Genomic DNA, 16,914 nt, shown 5'->3' on the forward strand with positions numbered 1-16,914 from the left:
TGTTCTACATCTAAAAAAAAGGATGGTTCAAACGATAGTAATCTATCAGTTTGACCATCCTTTAGCATCATATTTTACATGATTAATAGTAATCCCAATAAAGGATTCCAGAAACGATGAGATACAAAATAAAGATTAGAATCGCTAAGAAGATTCCACCTACACTTGCTCCTCCTGCTGCCTTGATTTGATTTCGCTTGCTCTCCTCAGGAACATTAGTATCTTCAATAGCAAGGATTTTTTTATTCATATGGTTTTTATATAACCTATTTCCTTGTGACCCTATAATAACACCTGTTATCGTTCCAACAAAATAATCAAATTGAATGGGATAGGTAGGATAAATAATTAGCATGATAATGTCCAATAAAAGAAAAAGCCCGATAATTAAAAAGACAGTGGAATACATCTTCCGATAACCCAACCAAAAAATAGGAAAGAAAAAAGCAACCCAATTCCAACTATTCTCGTTTTTCCATTTGGTAAAGTAATAGGATTGGTTTTTTCCTATAAATAATGATTCTTTATCCTCAACTTGCACATCTTTTGCAACGTACGCTGCTGATAATCCTGATTTAATGCCTACTTGGCTCCCACAACCAGAGCAAAATTTTGCATCAACTACTAATTTCCCTCCACACTGTGCACAGTACAAATCTTACACCCCCTCACTATTTACATTTCGTATAATACCATTTTTTTATAATACTTCCATAATTTATTTTATACTATTTACATCACTTTAAAAGAAAATACGGTTAGCCTTCTAGTTATAAAGCAGAGGATGGGACCAAAGGTTGTTTTACCTTTTTCCCACCCTCTTGTTTGGTTCACATTATTTAAATCGTTCAAGCCCTATTTAAGAGAGCTTTTAGCTAAGCGAATCATATTCCATGACATTTTAGGTAATACAGATTCCAAAGAGCCATCTTGAACTTTTGATATACCATTTGCGTGTGGTAATACATTTTCTGTTGAAGCTGTATTAATTGCTTTCGGGTCATCATGCTCGAGGACAACATGCTCTACTAATTTGAAATCTTCAAAGCTTCTTATATCACAGTTTAGTTCTAACGCTTCTTCAAGGTTACGATTAACAGCAAAAATAACGACTTCCTCTTTTTCCTCATTATAAACAACAGCTGATTCAAGATAAGGAACATCCGTATATTCTTTGCTATCATATTTTGGTGAATTGATTACTGAATGTAAGGCAATGCCTCGACCATATACAGATGTATAATAATATGGATAAAATATAGTTTGCTTCCAAGCTCTTCCGCCATTCTCTGTCATAATTGGAGCAATAACATTAACGAGTTGAGCCATACAAGCCATCTTGACACGGTCAGCATGGTTGAGCATTGTCGTTAACATACAACCAACTAACAAGGCATCTTCAAAGTTATATACATCTTCCAATTGTGGAGGAGCGACTGTCCATGGTTCTAACTTCTGGTCTTGGTCATTGGAATGATACCATACGTTCCATTCATCAAAGCTTAAGTTTACTGTTTTTTTGCTACGTTTTTTAGCTTTAATATAGTCACATGTTGCAATAACTGTTCGAATGAATGCATCCATATCCAGTGACTTAGCTAAATAACTTGCCGTGTCGTTATTTCGATTTCCATAATATTGGTGTAGGGAAACATAATCTACATGGTCATACGTGTGATCTAATGTAATAGCCTCCCATTCTGGAAATAATGGCATTTCAATACTAGAGCTCCCACACGAAACTAACTCAATGGAAGGGTCCAATAGCTTCATCGCTTTTGCGGTTTCAAGTGCTAATCGACCATATTCAACTGGTGTCTTATGACCTACTTGCCAAGGGCCATCCATTTCATTTCCTAGACACCATGTCTTAATGTTATGTGGTTTTTCATATCCATGTTTAATGCGAAGATCACTCCAGTAAGAACCTGAAGGATGATTACAATATTCAAGTAGATTTCGTGCAGCATCGATACCACGGGTCCCTAAGTTAACGGCCATCATAGCTTCTGAATTAACTTTTTTTGCCCAATCCATAAATTCATTCGTACCAAGTTCATTTGTTTCAACCGTACGCCAAGCCAACTCTAAGCGACGAGGGCGCTCTTCCTTAGGCCCTACTCCATCCTCCCAGTTATATGCAGATACAAAGTTGCCACCTGGGTATCTCACAATAGGGACTTGTAACTCTTTTACTAGTTCAATGACATCCTTCCGAAAACCTTGCTCATCAGCAGTAGGGTGCCCTGGTTCATATATACCACCATAAACAGCACGCCCGAGATGCTCTACGAACGACCCATAAACTCGTTTATCAATTTCAGATATTCTATAATCCTTGTCGATAACCATCTTTGCTTTTTGTAAAGTTGTCATAGATAATATCCCTCTCTCTTTATAAAATGTAGTTCTTACTATTTCGTACGGACTTCTTTCTTATACAAATAAGCCAGCTTGAAAAAACACATAAAAAATACCACTGGTATAAAACCATTATAAAAGATTTGAACCGATAATTCCATCTAAATGTACGTACAACTTATTAATCTATTATGGTTAACACAATAGATATGCATACAATTAATAAATTCACAAACCAATGATTTTTTTGTGTCTATTAATCAAAATAAATACTCCCATTATCCGAACTAGTTAAGCAAAGCAACTTTTAATGAGAGCTGTATTCCAATCATTACCCTTTTTAAGTGAAATCCATCTTCCAGCTGAAGTATTCATTCTTTTCATTTTTCTCGTAACGCAGCTTTGCATCAAACTTATTTCCGTTTTTACTTGTTAATCCCTTTACTACTACTACTTTATCTTTTAATAACGCTTTGACCATCGTTTTAGTTGGCTTTTTCCTCATCGTTGCTAGAAACTTATCATTTTTCCAAATGACAAACTTACAACCTTTTTTCCATCCGCTGCAACCAAATCCTTTTTGACCTTCAATTACTGGCTGTCCACATAAAGGACAACTTCCTAGAACTTCATTTGATTTCCGTTCCGTTTTTACTTCTTGGATAATGACATCACTATCTGCTTTTATAGCATTGACACCGTTTGTAGTGAATGTAAAGATCACATCTAAAAATTTTTCTTTCGTAACTTTTTGTTTTTCAATATCTGATAATGTTTTTTCTAATTTCCCCGTGAATTCCAAATCAAATAATTGTTGGACAGGAAACGTTTCAACGAGTTTTCTTCCTACATCGGTACAAACCAAGTTTTTGCTTATTGTTGTAATATAACCAACATCTTTAAGCTTTTTAATGGTATCTGCTCTTGTAGCAGGAGTTCCAATACTATACCCGCTTAGGATAGCCGCTAGCATTTCTTCACTGTTTTCTTCGTCAACACCTTTTCCGCACGTTTCCATAACACGTAGCAATGTTTTTTCAGTATGAGGTTTAGGTGGCTTCGTAACATGATCACTTAGCTTCTGGTCGATAACATCAACGCTATCCTTTTCTTGAACAAAAGGTAGCATCGTTTCTCTTGATTCAATGTTCTCGACTTTCTTCCAGCCTTCACTCAATTGAACTCTTCCTTTTGTCAGAAAGACTCCTTGTATCTCACGATGATTTACTTTGGTGACTATCTTCGTTTCTTCATATTCAGCAATGGGCATAAATTGCATAATAAAGCGATTTTTAATGGAGCGATAGACGATTTCCTCATCCTTTGTTATTGTTTTAGGCTTAACATAAGTAGGGATAATCGCACTATGACTCTCTACTTTAGTATTATCAAAAACACGTTTGCTTTTTTTGAATTGAACTTCATCTTCATATGGTAGTCCTTTTTTTACTACCTCAAGTACTTTTGCTGCTTTGCCAACCAAGCTTTCTTCTAAAACAACACTTGCAGTCCTCGGATACGTAATTAATTTTTTCTCATAAAGCGATTGAGCGACTTTTAATACTTTATCTGATGTCCATCCTTTAAACTTACTTGTTATATACCCTTGTAAGTTTGATAGATTAAATAGATAAGGTGGAAATTCTTTTTTTCGGTCCACCTGCTTGTCCGTTATCGTCGCTGTTTCATCTTTTATCTGTTCAGCTATCTTTAGCAAACTATCTTTTTCTTTAAACTTATCAACTTCATTTTCGACATATGTACCTTCATATTGCTTGGCGTCTTTTGTCTTAAATGTAGCTGTTAATTTAAAATAATTCTCCGGTTTAAACGTTTTGATCTCTTTATCCCTGTCATAAATAATTTTTAAAGTCGGAAGAAGTACTCTTCCTATATTTAGTACCTTCCCTTTCCCTTTTTGATATTTTAATGTGGCTACTGATGTTAGATTAATGCCAATCACCCAATCCGCCCATTGCCGACTAATTCCTGCATCTTGTAGGGGCTTCATCTCTTCATTTAGTTTTACGTTAGTGAGTCCTTTTACTACCTCTTCTGCTGTCCATTCATTTAAGAGTAACCGATAGATCTTTTTGTCGGTCTTTTGATGATAGATAATTGTATCCCCAATAATTTGTCCTTCTCGGTCATAATCACATGCTGATATGATGCTATCTACATCTGCACGCTTCATTAAACTGTAAATCGTCTTCAACTGTTTTTTTGCGCCATAATCTTCTTTACCTTTTGTCCGAGGACTACTTTTCACCTTATATTTAAATCCAGATGGAATAAAAGGGAAGTGCTCCATGTTCCATTTTGCCATTTTCGCATCGTAATCTTTCGCATCATACAGCTCAAGTAAATGTCCAAAGGCCCATGTAATTATATAGCCGTTCCCTTCGTAATACCCATCTTTCTTTCCCTTTATTTTTACTGCATCGGCTATATTTTTAGCCACTGAAGGTTTCTCCGTAATAATAAGCTTCAATGTACTCTCTCCTTTCATCCTAAAATGGCTTGCCATTTTAGGATGATTAAGTAATTGCGATGACTCAGCGCACTGCACGTACTTTACTAAGAAGTACACTTCGTAAAGCACTTTTTTAAAAGAAGGCAGTGGCTTCGTTCATCGCATTTCATAAAATGGCAAGCATTTTATGAAAGCAAAAAAAGAGTAAGCGCTAGTTAGAAAGCCTTACTCTTTTCGTCTCACTTTGACGCATTCTGTAGATGAATAATCGCTGCATGTAAATACGAATGAAATTTATGCTCTTTCTCGATAGGAAGCTGGTTTGTTGTAGCTGTCACAATTCTATTAAAGTTATCAATTAAATGTTCTGTTTTCATACCATGCCTGACAAGGATGCCATTTAACCAGATCGCATAATCTACGAACACTTTTTCATTATCTAATTGATAGGCTGTTTCCAAATGGTGAAAGTGATGTTCATTATCTTCTCTACATTTCTTTCTTCCATTATCACCGAACCTGGCTAATTCTGGGTACGCTGAATACATTCCATCTACGACTTCAGAAATCATAGGATGGTATTGGTGATACGGGAAAGTAATCATAGTGCCACCACGCTATATTGTCTTACTTTTGGGATAATCGAAGCTAATTCTTGGTCTGGATACTTCTTTTCTAGTTCATGTATTTTTTTGAAATCTTCACTTTGAACCCATGCTAAATAATCTTCTTTCGTTTCCCATTCAATTTGTACCGTTAGTTCTCCTAATTTCTTTTCATTTTGTAGAAGTCGAAATTGGCGAAATCCTCTTGCCTTGTCAACTAGCTTGGACCGTGACTGGTAAATAGAAATGACTTCATTGGCTTTTTCATCAGGTACAAGAAAAGTGGAATGGACAATAAACATGCAGATCCCTCCAATTATTTTACTTGTACAACCCATTATACATGGTTATAGGTTACTTTTCCATTACTCCCAATTTTCCACCTAACCATGTAAGAATTGAGTGCTCAAAAAAATTAGTTGCTTCCTTACTTTTGGTTTCTTGCTTTGGTTCCAGCATGACCTGTGGTTTTTCTGGAACTTTTCTTTGTAGTGCTTTAATTGATAGCAACCGATTGTTTTCGCCAAGTACAGTTATATATCCGTATACACTTACATTCACTTCTATCGTTTCACCCTTATGTGTTGTAACAAATAAATCTTCTGCTAGCTTATATTCGTTTCCGAATGAATCATAATAATTACCAGAGTCCACGGTTTTCGTTTCAAAATGTTCAAAACCATAGTCCAATAACGTCATCGTGTCTCGACTAGCAATTTTAGCTGAAGGAGCGTTTAGTGTAACTACTATTAACTCGGTATCTCCACGTTCAGCAGAAGTAACTAAAGTATGTCCTGACATACTTACATAACCATTCTTCACGCCAGTGACGCCTTCATAATTTCCTAGTAAGCGGTGATGATTGATTAATGTAGTTTCCCAACCTTCACCATTCCACTCCAGAAACTTTGTTCCTACAATCTCACGAAACGCTTCATTTTTCATAGCATATTGAGTAATTTTCGCCATATCGTACGCTGTAGTATAATGTTCTTCCCCAAATAAGCCGTGTGGATTTGTAAAATTACTATTTTTCACACCAACGACTTCTGTTATAAAATCGTTCATTCGGTTTGAAAACTTCTCTTCACTGCCATCAAAATGCTCTGCTATGGCTGTGCCTGCATCATTCCCTGAGTTGATCATCATTCCTTGGACAAGCTTTTCAAGTGTGACATCTTCCCCTTCTAATAAATACACTCTCGTCCCAATGACTCTCGTAGCTTCTGAACTAACTGTTACTATATCTGATATATTTCCTTGTTCAAGTGCTACAATCCCAGTAATTATTTTTGTAATACTTGCTGGATACATTTGTTGGTGTGCTTTTTTTTCATATAATACCTTCCCGGATTTACTATCCATTATAATGGCCGTTTCACTTTGTATCTCGACTTTGTCATTTGCTTCAACTGACAAAGGAATACTTAATGACAAAAACAGAAGAAAAGCAATTTTAGAAAAGCCTTTCATGTTTCCCCTCCCCAACACATTGTTTCAATAGTATAAGTATAGTAAATTTATCTCTATTTGTCGTTATTAGATCATGACATTTATATTACAATTTATCTATATTACCAAAAAAACAATAAGTCAATAACCCTAATTTATATAATTCCTTACTAATCCGCTAGGGAGTAAGTGTTTCTATAAAAAAGACTCTTAAGTTGTCAAAACATTTATATAACGTTACAAAAATGTAATAAAACTCTATCAACCCTTCTCTCTCGTAATCTTGCAGAGATAGATTTATAGTTTGGGAATTCTTCCCTAACGACTTTTAATCTAGCATTTGTTAACCTTGGTTGTAGCTTCAAAACACCAAGGAGGTAATACAACATGAAAAAACTATTATGGCTTACATTTGCCGTTTTCACTATATCATTCTTTTCTACTACTGTTGCTGACGCCAATACTGTTCATAACGTAAGAAGTGGCGACACTCTATGGAAAATAGCTAATCAATATGGAGTACCTGTTCAAACTATTAAACAAAGAAACAATCGCACAAATGATATGATTTTTATTGGTGAAAGGTTAACGATTCCTGCAAGTCTATCAGCAAGTGAACGTGACTTATTAGCAAGACTAGTTAGAGCAGAAGCTGAAGGAGAACCTTACGCAGGAAAAGTCGCTGTTGCTACTGTAGTATTAAACCGTGTTGATAATAGACAATTTCCAAACACTGTTCGCTCAGTTATTAATGAAGTAACACCAACAGGACATTATGCCTTTTCTCCAGTTGCTAATGGAGCGATTAATCGTCCTGCTGACCGTGACTCGATTCGAGCTGTTAATGAAGCGTTAGCTTTTCGTGGACAGGGAAGTGGTTCTTTATATTTCTATAATCCACGTACAGCAACAAATCAATGGATTACGACAAGAACAGTAACAGTTCGAATTGGTAATCACGTATTTGCTAAATAATTTATCTAACCATCAGTGTCAAAGGGATTCAACTTATCCTTTCTGACACTGTTTTTTTTTATTATTCTTATACATTAGGGTTAACATACTCATTCAAAGCTGAAATTCTTATGGGAATACGGTATGATAATGGTTACAGTGGTAATCAAATACAAAAATATGTTTAGTCGTAACCTTACCATTTATTTTTAGCCACAAAGGACGTGACATTGTTGAAAATCATCTTATCACATGTCAATACAGACTTCGATGCGTTAGCTTCTATGTTAGCTGCTAGGAAGTTATATCCTCATGCCACAATAGTTATCTCAGACAAGCAATATATTACGGTTAAACAATTTCTCGCTATTTATCGAGATACATTCGAATTTATAACTATACATCAAGTTGATTGGGATAGTGTGACTGATATTATTTTAGTCGATGTTCAATCTCTTTCACGTACGGGCTGTCCTTTAAACAAAACTCAAGTAAATTTAAAAATATATGACCATCATCCTCTGCAAGCTGAATATATCGGAGATGAATATCATCAAATCGAACAAATTGGAGCAACGATTACTCTTTTATTAGAAGAAATCCAGCAAAAAAATATACCCGTAACACCATTTGAGTCAACAATATACGGTCTAGGGTTGTATACTGACACAGGTTCTTTTACATATAAAACGACAACAAAACGTGATTTAGAAGTTGCTAGTTTTTTGTTGGAAAAAGGGATGAACTTAGAGCTAATTAACCGATTCTCTCAACAAATCTTTTTTGAGCGGTCTCCTTTATTACATACATTACTTCAAAATGAACAGGAATATTCCATAAATGGGGTAAACATCGTTGTCAGTAGTCATCAACAGGACTTATTTGAAGGCGGATTAGCAACCGTAACACGTAAATTGCTTGATGCTACTGGGGCTGATGCCGTGATTACAGTGGTCCAAATGGAAAAAAGGTTGTATATTGTCGGTCGGGCCACTTCCGATCGTATAAATCTCCTTCCCCTTTTTACGGAACTTGGGGGCGGCGGTCACAAACATGCAGCTTCAGTTACTCTAAAAAAGGGTGAGCTTGAAAAAATACGTCACACCGTTAGTGAGCAATTAGGTTGCATCATTCTACCTGCAATTACGGCCAAAGCGATTATGTCTACGCCTGTTAGAAGCATACCTCCAGACACATCTTTAGACGACGCAGCTGAAATCATGTTTCGCTTTGGACACACGGGTCTGCCGGTTAAAGCAGATGGCGAACTAATTGGAATGATTTCAAGAAGAGATGTTGATAAAGGAACTCATCATGGTTTAGGTCATGCACCAGTGAAAGCCTATATGAGTAAAAAAGTATACACGATTCTTCCTCAAACTACTTTAGAAGAAATTCAACAGACATTAATAAAATACAACATTGGTCGTCTTCCTGTCATGGATGGGAACCAAATCATTGGGATTGTATCCCGTACGGACATCATTGAGGTGCTTCATAATGATTCGTTACGTAAGCGATTACGGAATGACGCAATTAATGATGAAAAGGCATCATTTACTGAAGAAATGAAGAGTTATTTTACGCCTAGTGTTTTTTTGTTATTACAAAAAATAGGAAGGCTTGCCGATGAATACGAACTCAATATTTATATGATTGGTGGTATTGTCAGAGACTTGCTGTTGCAACGGCCAAATGATGATATTGATTTAGTTGTTGAAGGTGATGCCATTTTATTTTCAAAACAGTTGGTTGAACGCTACGGTGGCGAAACTAAAGAACATCATACTTTTGGGACAGCGACTTGGTATCTTGATTCCTTTCACATTGATATTGTTAGTTCTAGAACAGAATATTATGAAAAACCAGCTGCGTTACCAACAGTGGAACACTCTAATCTTCGTCATGATTTAGTGCGAAGAGATTTCACCATTAATGCCATGGCCATTGTTTTGAACGATGTAAAATTCGGGAAATTAATTGATTTTTTTAATGGAATGGAAGACCTAAAAAAAGGGTGTGTTCGGATATTACATAATCTAAGTTTTATTGACGACCCAACACGTTTAATTCGAGCGATTCGCTTTGAGTTGCGATTAGGCTTCAATATGGACCCAGAAACCGAAGATTTTGCAAAATCATCGATTTATACGATTAAGGATGTGTCTCCTTCAAGACTTCTTGTTGAGTTCAAGAAGTTGTTTCAAGAAGGACTGCCTTATCAAGCCATGAGTAGGCTAAACTCCGTTGGCTTTTGGATGGGCTTGACTGGTAAATCTCTTACTGAGCATGAATTAACAATGGTAAAACAACTCACTCATTCGTTTAGTGCTCAATCTGATTGGTTTTATTATTTGCTTTTCTCGTTTCTCCACAGAGCGTGCTGGGAGGAAAAAATAGAACCCTATATTGAAACAAAAAGGCAAAGAAAAATTGCAAATGAAATTAAGGAACTTTTTACTATCCGAACAAAAAATGACTTGTTATTAGGCGAGTTGCACCGTCAATTTTCACATATTTCATTGGAGACGATTCGATTCTTGTCCATTTGTATGGAACCTCAAAAGATCTTGTTACTTGAATATCTCGAAAAAAGACAAAAGCTTGTTGACATTGGATTTCGGGGTGATGAGCTACAGAATCTAAACATAAAACCTGGACCAATTTATAAAAAAGCTATACTTACATCAGAGATAGCTTTTATGAATAATGTGTTTACAACAAAAGAGCAAGCATTGTACTGGTTAAAAAAAGAGCTTGAAAACAAATGAAGTAGTGCCAATTTACACTAATTGCTTAGAGGTCAGGATAAAAGGTAAACAACCTATTTCCCGACCTTTTCTTTTTTTATGATTTATTGCTTAATTTTTCATTTCATAACATCACATTCCTTACAAATACTAAAACAAACAGATTTTCACCTATTGAAATCATGTCCGGAGATAATACCTACATTCTACATTTTTTACTACAACATCTGTTTCTTACTCTAATAAATGGGAGGAAAACAATGGGGTCTCGTATTTATAGAAAGAATAAACGACGGAAAAGAATAATGTGGTCTTTCATTGGAATCATTTCTGTATTCTTAATTAGTTTTGTTACGTATAGTGCTAACCAATATCAATACGGCCTTAGTCAATCGTTACAAGGAAAACCGCCTGGAACAAATGTCGAAAAAGAAGAAATTGAGTTTAATGCAGATGAACCACTGAATGATGAAATCATAAACATTTTATTCGTAGGCACTGATGAAAGAAATGGGGAGAAATCAAGAACAGATACAATTATGATTGGACAATATGACCCAACAAACTCCACAGCAAAAATAGCTTCCATCATGCGAGATTGCTTTGTGGAAATACCAGGCTACCAAAGTAACAAAATAAACACCTCCTTCTTTTTAGGCGGACCAGAATTGTTGCGACAAACCATTAAGGATAATTTCGATATTGATATTCATTATTATGCCATGGTGAACTTTGAGGGGTTTGTTAACGTTGTTGATACGATTGCACCAGATGGAATTACGGTCAACATCGACCATCCAATGAAATATCGAGATGAAATCAATTTTCAATCTGGGATTCAAACATTACATGGAGAAGATTCTTTAAAATATGTACGTTTTCGAAATGACCACTTAAATGACTTTGGAAGAGTTCAACGGCAACAAGAAGTACTTACAATCCTAAAAGATAAACTTTTATCTGTTAAGGGAATGACAAGAATCCCACAATTGGTTGGTGCCATCGAACCTCATGTTGACACGAACTTACCTTCAAGTAAGATGGTCAGTTTAACCTTGGACTTTGTTTTTCATCCTGTAAACGAAATTGATACTTTAACCATTCCAGTAGAAGATGGGTTTGTAGATAAGCGCTATCCTCGCGTTGGACAAGTCCTTGAATTAGACCTTGAAAAAAATAAAGAAGCACTTCACCATTTTTTCTCCATAAAATCATAAGAAAAACCGCTAGCGGTCTTTTCTTAATTGCGATGCGCGAAGCCACTGCCCTCTCTGGAAAAGTATATTAATAAGTGTACTTCTTATTAATATACGCGCAGTGAGCGAAGCCATCGCCCTTCATCGATTATTCCCTAAAAAGCGAAGGTCAAGCAAAGCCACTGCTTTTTTAAAGTGTTTTTACAAGTGCCTTTCATGTCAAACACGCGCAGTGTTCGAAGCCAGTGCCCTTCCTGAACTAGCTTACAAAACACCTATGACAAAACTGATAATTTTATTAAAAAAAACAACCAAAAGTCAATGCTGACTTTTGGTTGTTTTTTTTTAGTACTTTTTAAAAACAAGGGTTGCGTTGTGTCCCCCGAAGCCTAATGAATTACTCATGGCTACGTTAACCTCTTGTTTTCTTGCTTCGTTTGGAACATAATCTAAATCACATTCTGGGTCCGGTGTTTCGTAATTTATCGTTGGAGGGATAATTCCATCCTTAATGGCTCTTACCGTAAGAATCGCTTCAACAGCACCGGCTGCACCTAAAAGGTGACCCGTCATTGATTTGGTTGAGCTAACGGCAAGCTTGTAAGCATGCTCTCCAAATACCTTCTTAAGTGCCATCGTTTCGAATTTATCATTATACAGTGTACTCGTCCCATGAGCATTCATATACTGAACCTCTTCTGGCTGAATCCCTCCATCATTTAAAGCTTGTTTCATCGCACGAGCTCCGCCTTCTCCTTCTGGAGCTGGGGCTGTTACATGATACGCATCACCAGTTGCTCCATACCCCACAATTTCAGCATATATTTTAGCTCCACGGGCTAACGCAGATTCTAAAGATTCAAGAATTAAGATACCTGCTCCTTCCCCCATCACAAAACCATCTCGATTTGCATCAAATGGACGAGAAGCCGTTTGAGGATCTTCATTTGTGGAGACTGCTTTTGCCGAACAGAAACCAGCAACTGCCATATCCGTAATTGGTGCCTCTGCCCCACCAGTAATCATAATATCGGCATCTCCTCGTTGGATGACTTTAAATGCATCACCAATCGAGTTTGTACCAGAAGCACAAGCTGTCACCGAACATGAATTAATTCCTTTTGCTCCTGTAATAATTGAAACTTGTCCTGACGCCATATCTGGAATCATCATCGGAACAAAGAAAGGACTTACTCGACGATACCCTTTTTGTTCAAATGCTCTAAATTGTTCTTGATATGTTTCCATTCCACCGATACCCGAACCAATCCAAACGCCTACACGTGGAGCAATGTCCTCTGTAATTTCTAATGATGCATCCTTTAACGCCATTAACGAAGAGGCAACCGCAAATTGAGTAAAGCGGTCCATCTTACGGGCTTCTTTTTTATCCATAAATACGGAAGGATCAAAGTCCTTTACTTCAGCAGAAACACTGATTGGAAACTTTGAGGCATCAACCCTTGTCAATGGTCCAATCCCTGACACTCCAGAAATGGCATTATTCCAAAAAGTTTCTGCGTCTAGTCCTATTGGTGTAACTGCACCAACACCTGTTACAACTACGCGAGTCTTGCTCATTACCTATCACTCCTCTATCAATATACTACATAGTCATGTTTCTATTGTTTAACGACCCCATCGAAGAGCAACAGCTCCCCAAACAAGACCAGCACCAAACCCAACAAGAACAACGGTATCTCCATCTTTGATTTTACCATTTTTTAGCTCTTCTACCAAGGCGATTGGAATCGAAGCTGAAGATGTATTTCCATACTTTTTCACAGTGGTAGACATCTTTTCAGGTGGTAATCCAAGTCGTTCTCTTGCCGATTCCATGATTCGTATGTTCGCTTGGTGAGGCACAAGGAAGTCAACGTCTTCTTTAGTTAACCCTGCTTTCTCAATAACGCCTAATGCAGATTCTCCCATTTGACGAACAGCAAATTTAAATACTTCTCGTCCATTCATAAAAATGAATTTATCTTGAAGGTGAATATGCATTCCACCGCTTCCATCAGAACCAAGTTCAAATGCTAATATTCCCTTTTCCTCTGAAACAGGACCAAGAACAGCAGCACCTGCACCATCACCGAATAAGACAGCAGTATTACGGTCTTCCATATCTGTCACTGCTGAGAGCTTTTCGACGCCAACCACTAATACATGTTGATAGGCACCATTCTCAATGAATTGTTGTGCCGTTACAATACCATATATAAAACCTGCACATGCAGCACTAATATCCATTGCTGCTGCATTTTTTGCACCTAATTGATCCTGAATCATTGCCGAAACAGAAGGAAACGCCATATCAGGTGTAACAGTCGCAACAACAATTAAGTCTATTTCTTCAGCTGACACATTCGCTTGTTCTAACGCATCCTTTGCTGCTTCTAAAGCCATATGCGAAGACTTCCTATTTTCAGAAGCCATTCTTCTCTCTTCTATTCCCGTTCTTGTCCGAATCCATTCATCAGTCGTATCTAATCTTTTTTCAAAGTCTAGATTCGTCACAAGTTGATCTCCTACACTACTACCCATACCAAGTATTCCAGCTTTTGTCACTTTTCTTCCCCCTTACCCTTAAACCTATTTTCGATTTACAGGTAATTATTAAGACCTGATACTAATTTTATAATAATAAATTAAGATTGTCCATGCTAGAAATATATGATGTCCGTCCAAACTTTACTTCTTTTTTTTCATACAATATTAGTAAATAGTCCATAAAAAGGAGGAAATGGAAATATGTCAAATGTGAATAATCAAAATGAAAGACCAAGAGATCCATTTAGTCACTTTCTTTTTGGTCCACCTCCATCAAGGCAACAACCAACAAACACAGAACTGAAACAAATGACATCCGAGCCAAATGCACCTGCTGAAGAAGATAACTCATTTATAGGAAAACTGGAAAAAGCCGTCATGCTTATTCAACTTTTTGCACCAACTCCTGAACAGCTATCTCCTTACTTAAAAAAACTAGAATCATTTACAAAACAAAAAGGAAGCTAGAATCTTCACCCTATGTAAAGTCTTTTATAAGGAAAAAGACTTATAAAAAACGCTAATGGTGAGGGTCCTGAAAAAAGCTTCAGTCCCCTCCCATCAGACGGCATGTTAGTGATAATGTACACCTAGCACTTTACTACTGGTGCGATTTTTTTAACTTACCAAGCTCCTGGTCCAAATCCAGGTTGACCCCAACCGTAGCCTGGGTGATGCTGTTGTGGCGCTCCTGGACCAAATCCGTGTCCTGGAAATGGTGGATATCCTCCTCCGAAACCTGGTCGTGGTCCTCCAAAACCTGGTCGTGGTCCAAAACCTGGGTGTGCAGGCGCTCCTCCAAAACCGCCGCCTCCTAAGCCACCACCGAATAGAAGTGGGCCTGCCGCTAGCCCAGCTAACCCTCCTGCTAAAAAGGGAAATGCTCCACCAGCAGCTCCCGGAAATAGTCTTTGGTCATAGTCGTTACGTGTATACATTGGGTAGTGAGAATAATAGTTCATAGCCTTAACTCCTTTTTTAAGATATTTCACTACTTATCCTATGTATTGACCTAGAAATTGGAGCTTGTCTCATACTTATATAGGCATACGTCATCCCTTTTTCTAGTTAAAACATCTGCAATGGCTTAACCCACCACAAAGCCCGTTGTGAGAAACCCTCACAACGGGCTTTAAAAGATAGCGGCGGTTTCGCTCATTGCTTAAAGGGTGTGACAAAAGGTTAAAAAAAACCTTTTGTCACACCTTCTTTTACTTTTCTATTCTTGTTTTCCTAACTCATAAGCATCATTCATTACATTAAGGAGCATGGTTAGTAAAGGTTGAAGGTCGGCCATCGAAAGTTCGATTCCTTTTTCATCTAACAGTGCCTTTGCTTCTGGCATATGCTTCATTGCAATTTGCATAAACTTCATATGTAACTCTTGATCCAAATTAATCTCCACCTTTTGAGTAACGTTCAGAGATTATACTACTATTTTTTTTGAACTGGTTCAAGCTCTACATTTTCATTAGGCAGTTTTCCTGTAGCTATATAATTTTGAATTTCTTTATTTATTTTTTCTTGAACTTCTTCTGGTACGTGTTGACTATATTCACCAAGACTAATTACACCGTCAGCAAAATCATAATAAAGGTTTCCTGATTGAAGTTCCCCTCGATTGAATCGTTCTGCAACAAGTTGGTATAGTGAATCTACATGTTGAATTGTACTTGTTAGCACCGTAGAACCAGCAAGATCTGATTGGTCATTAATAAAACCAATTACGTAGTTCCCATCCTTTTTTACTTCCTCTAACACAGACACATGATATCCATCACCTGTCGGATAGAAAACCTCTACTCCGCTATCACTCATATCGTGGTAAATTTCAAGTGCTTTATCAACATCCGACCAACTATTCACGTATTGTACATTGACATCTATAGTAGGCTTTTGATGTTTAGCGCCTTCTATAAAGCCTTTCACCTCGGTCTGCCACTCATATGCAGCAATGACCCCAACTTGATTTGTGCTTGTCATTTCAGCAGCCACCATGCCTCCAAAAAAACCCATAGCATGACTCTCAAAGTGTAGGCTAGTCACATTATCACCGTCTACTGCTCCATTAAAACTCACAAAATGTATATCAGGATAATCACTCCCTAGTGTTGTGAAGTAATCCGCAAAAATTCGACCATGACCAAAGATCAAATTAACATCCTTTTTCTTAAATTCTTCTATCGCTAATTTTGTAAGTTGTAAATCATTTACTTCCTCTAAAAATACAACTTCGACGTTCAATTCCTTTTGAATTTGTAGTAACCCTTGATATCCTTTGCTATTCCACCCTTGGTCATCTCTTGTATCCTCTATTAATAATCCTACCCGCTTAATCTGTGTAGTAGAAGAGCTTGGACTAGAACATCCTGTCATAACCAAGATGATGATAATCAAGGTAAACACCAGTTTGTTTCTCATGAGTAGACACTCCTTACTTATTCACCATCAAATATATTATAAATCATTTCCTAAATTATTGCTTCATTTTGCGTAACTGGTAGTTATTACCTAAGAAAAACGTCATTGATATTGGTCTTATTTGGCAACAACTATAGTTATTTTCGACTTTT

15 protein-coding genes are annotated in these 16,914 nt (G+C 37.0%); 4 read left to right on the forward strand and 11 right to left on the reverse strand.

All coding sequences use genetic code 11. The features are described from left to right. Window positions 1-82: 82 nt before the first annotated feature. The 6 genes from BK585_RS17390 to BK585_RS17415 all read right to left on the reverse strand — a co-directional run bounded on the left by BK585_RS17390 (window position 83) and on the right by BK585_RS17415 (window position 6,912). Window positions 83-655: a DUF2628 domain-containing protein gene (locus BK585_RS17390; protein WP_078555208.1), complete on the reverse strand. Its 573-nt coding sequence runs from the start codon at window positions 653-655 to the stop codon at window positions 83-85. 200 nt (window positions 656-855) lie between these two features. Further along, window positions 856-2,376, reverse strand: a complete 1,521-nt coding sequence (gene arfA, locus BK585_RS17395; protein ID WP_078555209.1) for an arabinosylfuranosidase ArfA — start codon at window positions 2,374-2,376, stop codon at window positions 856-858. 325 nt (window positions 2,377-2,701) lie between these two features. Next, window positions 2,702-4,870 carry a type IA DNA topoisomerase gene (locus BK585_RS17400; protein WP_078555210.1) on the reverse strand — a complete coding sequence of 723 codons (2,169 nt, stop codon included), beginning with the start codon at window positions 4,868-4,870 and terminating at the stop codon, window positions 2,702-2,704. A 203-nt stretch (window positions 4,871-5,073) separates the two neighbouring features. Further along, window positions 5,074-5,439: a hypothetical protein gene (locus BK585_RS17405; RefSeq protein ID WP_078555211.1), complete on the reverse strand. Its 366-nt coding sequence runs from the start codon at window positions 5,437-5,439 to the stop codon at window positions 5,074-5,076. Further along, a complete protein-coding gene (locus tag BK585_RS17410) occupies window positions 5,436-5,741 on the reverse strand; it encodes an antibiotic biosynthesis monooxygenase family protein (protein WP_078555212.1) in 306 nt (101 codons plus the stop codon). The genes BK585_RS17405 and BK585_RS17410 overlap by 4 nt, the downstream gene beginning before the upstream one ends. A gap of 52 nt (window positions 5,742-5,793) precedes the next feature. Beyond that, window positions 5,794-6,912, reverse strand: coding sequence for a D-alanyl-D-alanine carboxypeptidase family protein (locus BK585_RS17415; protein WP_078555213.1), 1,119 nt, complete (start codon window positions 6,910-6,912; stop codon window positions 5,794-5,796). 366 nt (window positions 6,913-7,278) lie between these two features. Here BK585_RS17415 and BK585_RS17420 point away from each other — a divergent pair, with 366 nt between their 5' ends. From BK585_RS17420 to BK585_RS17430, 3 genes are all read left to right on the forward strand, one after another. Then, the gene (locus BK585_RS17420; RefSeq protein ID WP_078555214.1) at window positions 7,279-7,866 is read left to right on the forward strand and encodes a cell wall hydrolase; all 588 of its coding nucleotides are present in this window, start codon (window positions 7,279-7,281) and stop codon (window positions 7,864-7,866) included. 212 nt (window positions 7,867-8,078) lie between these two features. Next, a complete protein-coding gene (locus tag BK585_RS17425) occupies window positions 8,079-10,616 on the forward strand; it encodes a CBS domain-containing protein (RefSeq protein WP_078555215.1) in 2,538 nt (845 codons plus the stop codon). Between the two features lie 239 nt (window positions 10,617-10,855). Further along, window positions 10,856-11,812, forward strand: a complete 957-nt coding sequence (locus tag BK585_RS17430) for an LCP family protein (RefSeq protein ID WP_170885632.1) — start codon at window positions 10,856-10,858, stop codon at window positions 11,810-11,812. A gap of 324 nt (window positions 11,813-12,136) precedes the next feature. Here the strand turns inward: BK585_RS17430 and fabF are convergent, their stop codons facing one another. Continuing rightward, complete coding sequence (fabF, locus tag BK585_RS17435) at window positions 12,137-13,372, reverse strand: beta-ketoacyl-ACP synthase II (RefSeq protein WP_078555216.1); 1,236 nt, start codon at window positions 13,370-13,372, stop codon at window positions 12,137-12,139. Between the two features lie 48 nt (window positions 13,373-13,420). Beyond that, entirely contained in the window at window positions 13,421-14,359 is a 939-nt protein-coding gene (locus tag BK585_RS17440) for a beta-ketoacyl-ACP synthase III (RefSeq protein ID WP_078555217.1), read from the reverse strand. A gap of 183 nt (window positions 14,360-14,542) precedes the next feature. Here BK585_RS17440 and BK585_RS17445 point away from each other — a divergent pair, with 183 nt between their 5' ends. Continuing rightward, window positions 14,543-14,809 (forward strand): hypothetical protein, encoded by a 267-nt coding sequence (locus BK585_RS17445; RefSeq protein ID WP_078555218.1) that lies wholly within the window; start codon window positions 14,543-14,545, stop codon window positions 14,807-14,809. Between the two features lie 155 nt (window positions 14,810-14,964). Here the strand turns inward: BK585_RS17445 and BK585_RS17450 are convergent, their stop codons facing one another. The 3 genes from BK585_RS17450 to BK585_RS17460 all read right to left on the reverse strand — a co-directional run bounded on the left by BK585_RS17450 (window position 14,965) and on the right by BK585_RS17460 (window position 16,762). Continuing rightward, complete coding sequence (locus tag BK585_RS17450) at window positions 14,965-15,303, reverse strand: hypothetical protein (protein ID WP_139367587.1); 339 nt, start codon at window positions 15,301-15,303, stop codon at window positions 14,965-14,967. A 257-nt stretch (window positions 15,304-15,560) separates the two neighbouring features. Next, entirely contained in the window at window positions 15,561-15,716 is a 156-nt protein-coding gene (locus tag BK585_RS17455; RefSeq protein WP_078556884.1) for a ComZ family protein, read from the reverse strand. Window positions 15,717-15,775: 59 nt separating this feature from the next. After that, window positions 15,776-16,762, reverse strand: coding sequence for a BMP family ABC transporter substrate-binding protein (locus tag BK585_RS17460; RefSeq protein WP_078555219.1), 987 nt, complete (start codon window positions 16,760-16,762; stop codon window positions 15,776-15,778). Window positions 16,763-16,914 lie beyond the last annotated feature (152 nt).

Source organism: Bacillus alkalicellulosilyticus (genome assembly GCF_002019795.1).
GTDB classification, from domain to species: Bacteria; Bacillota; Bacilli; order Bacillales; family Bacillaceae_F; genus Bacillus_AO; species Bacillus_AO alkalicellulosilyticum.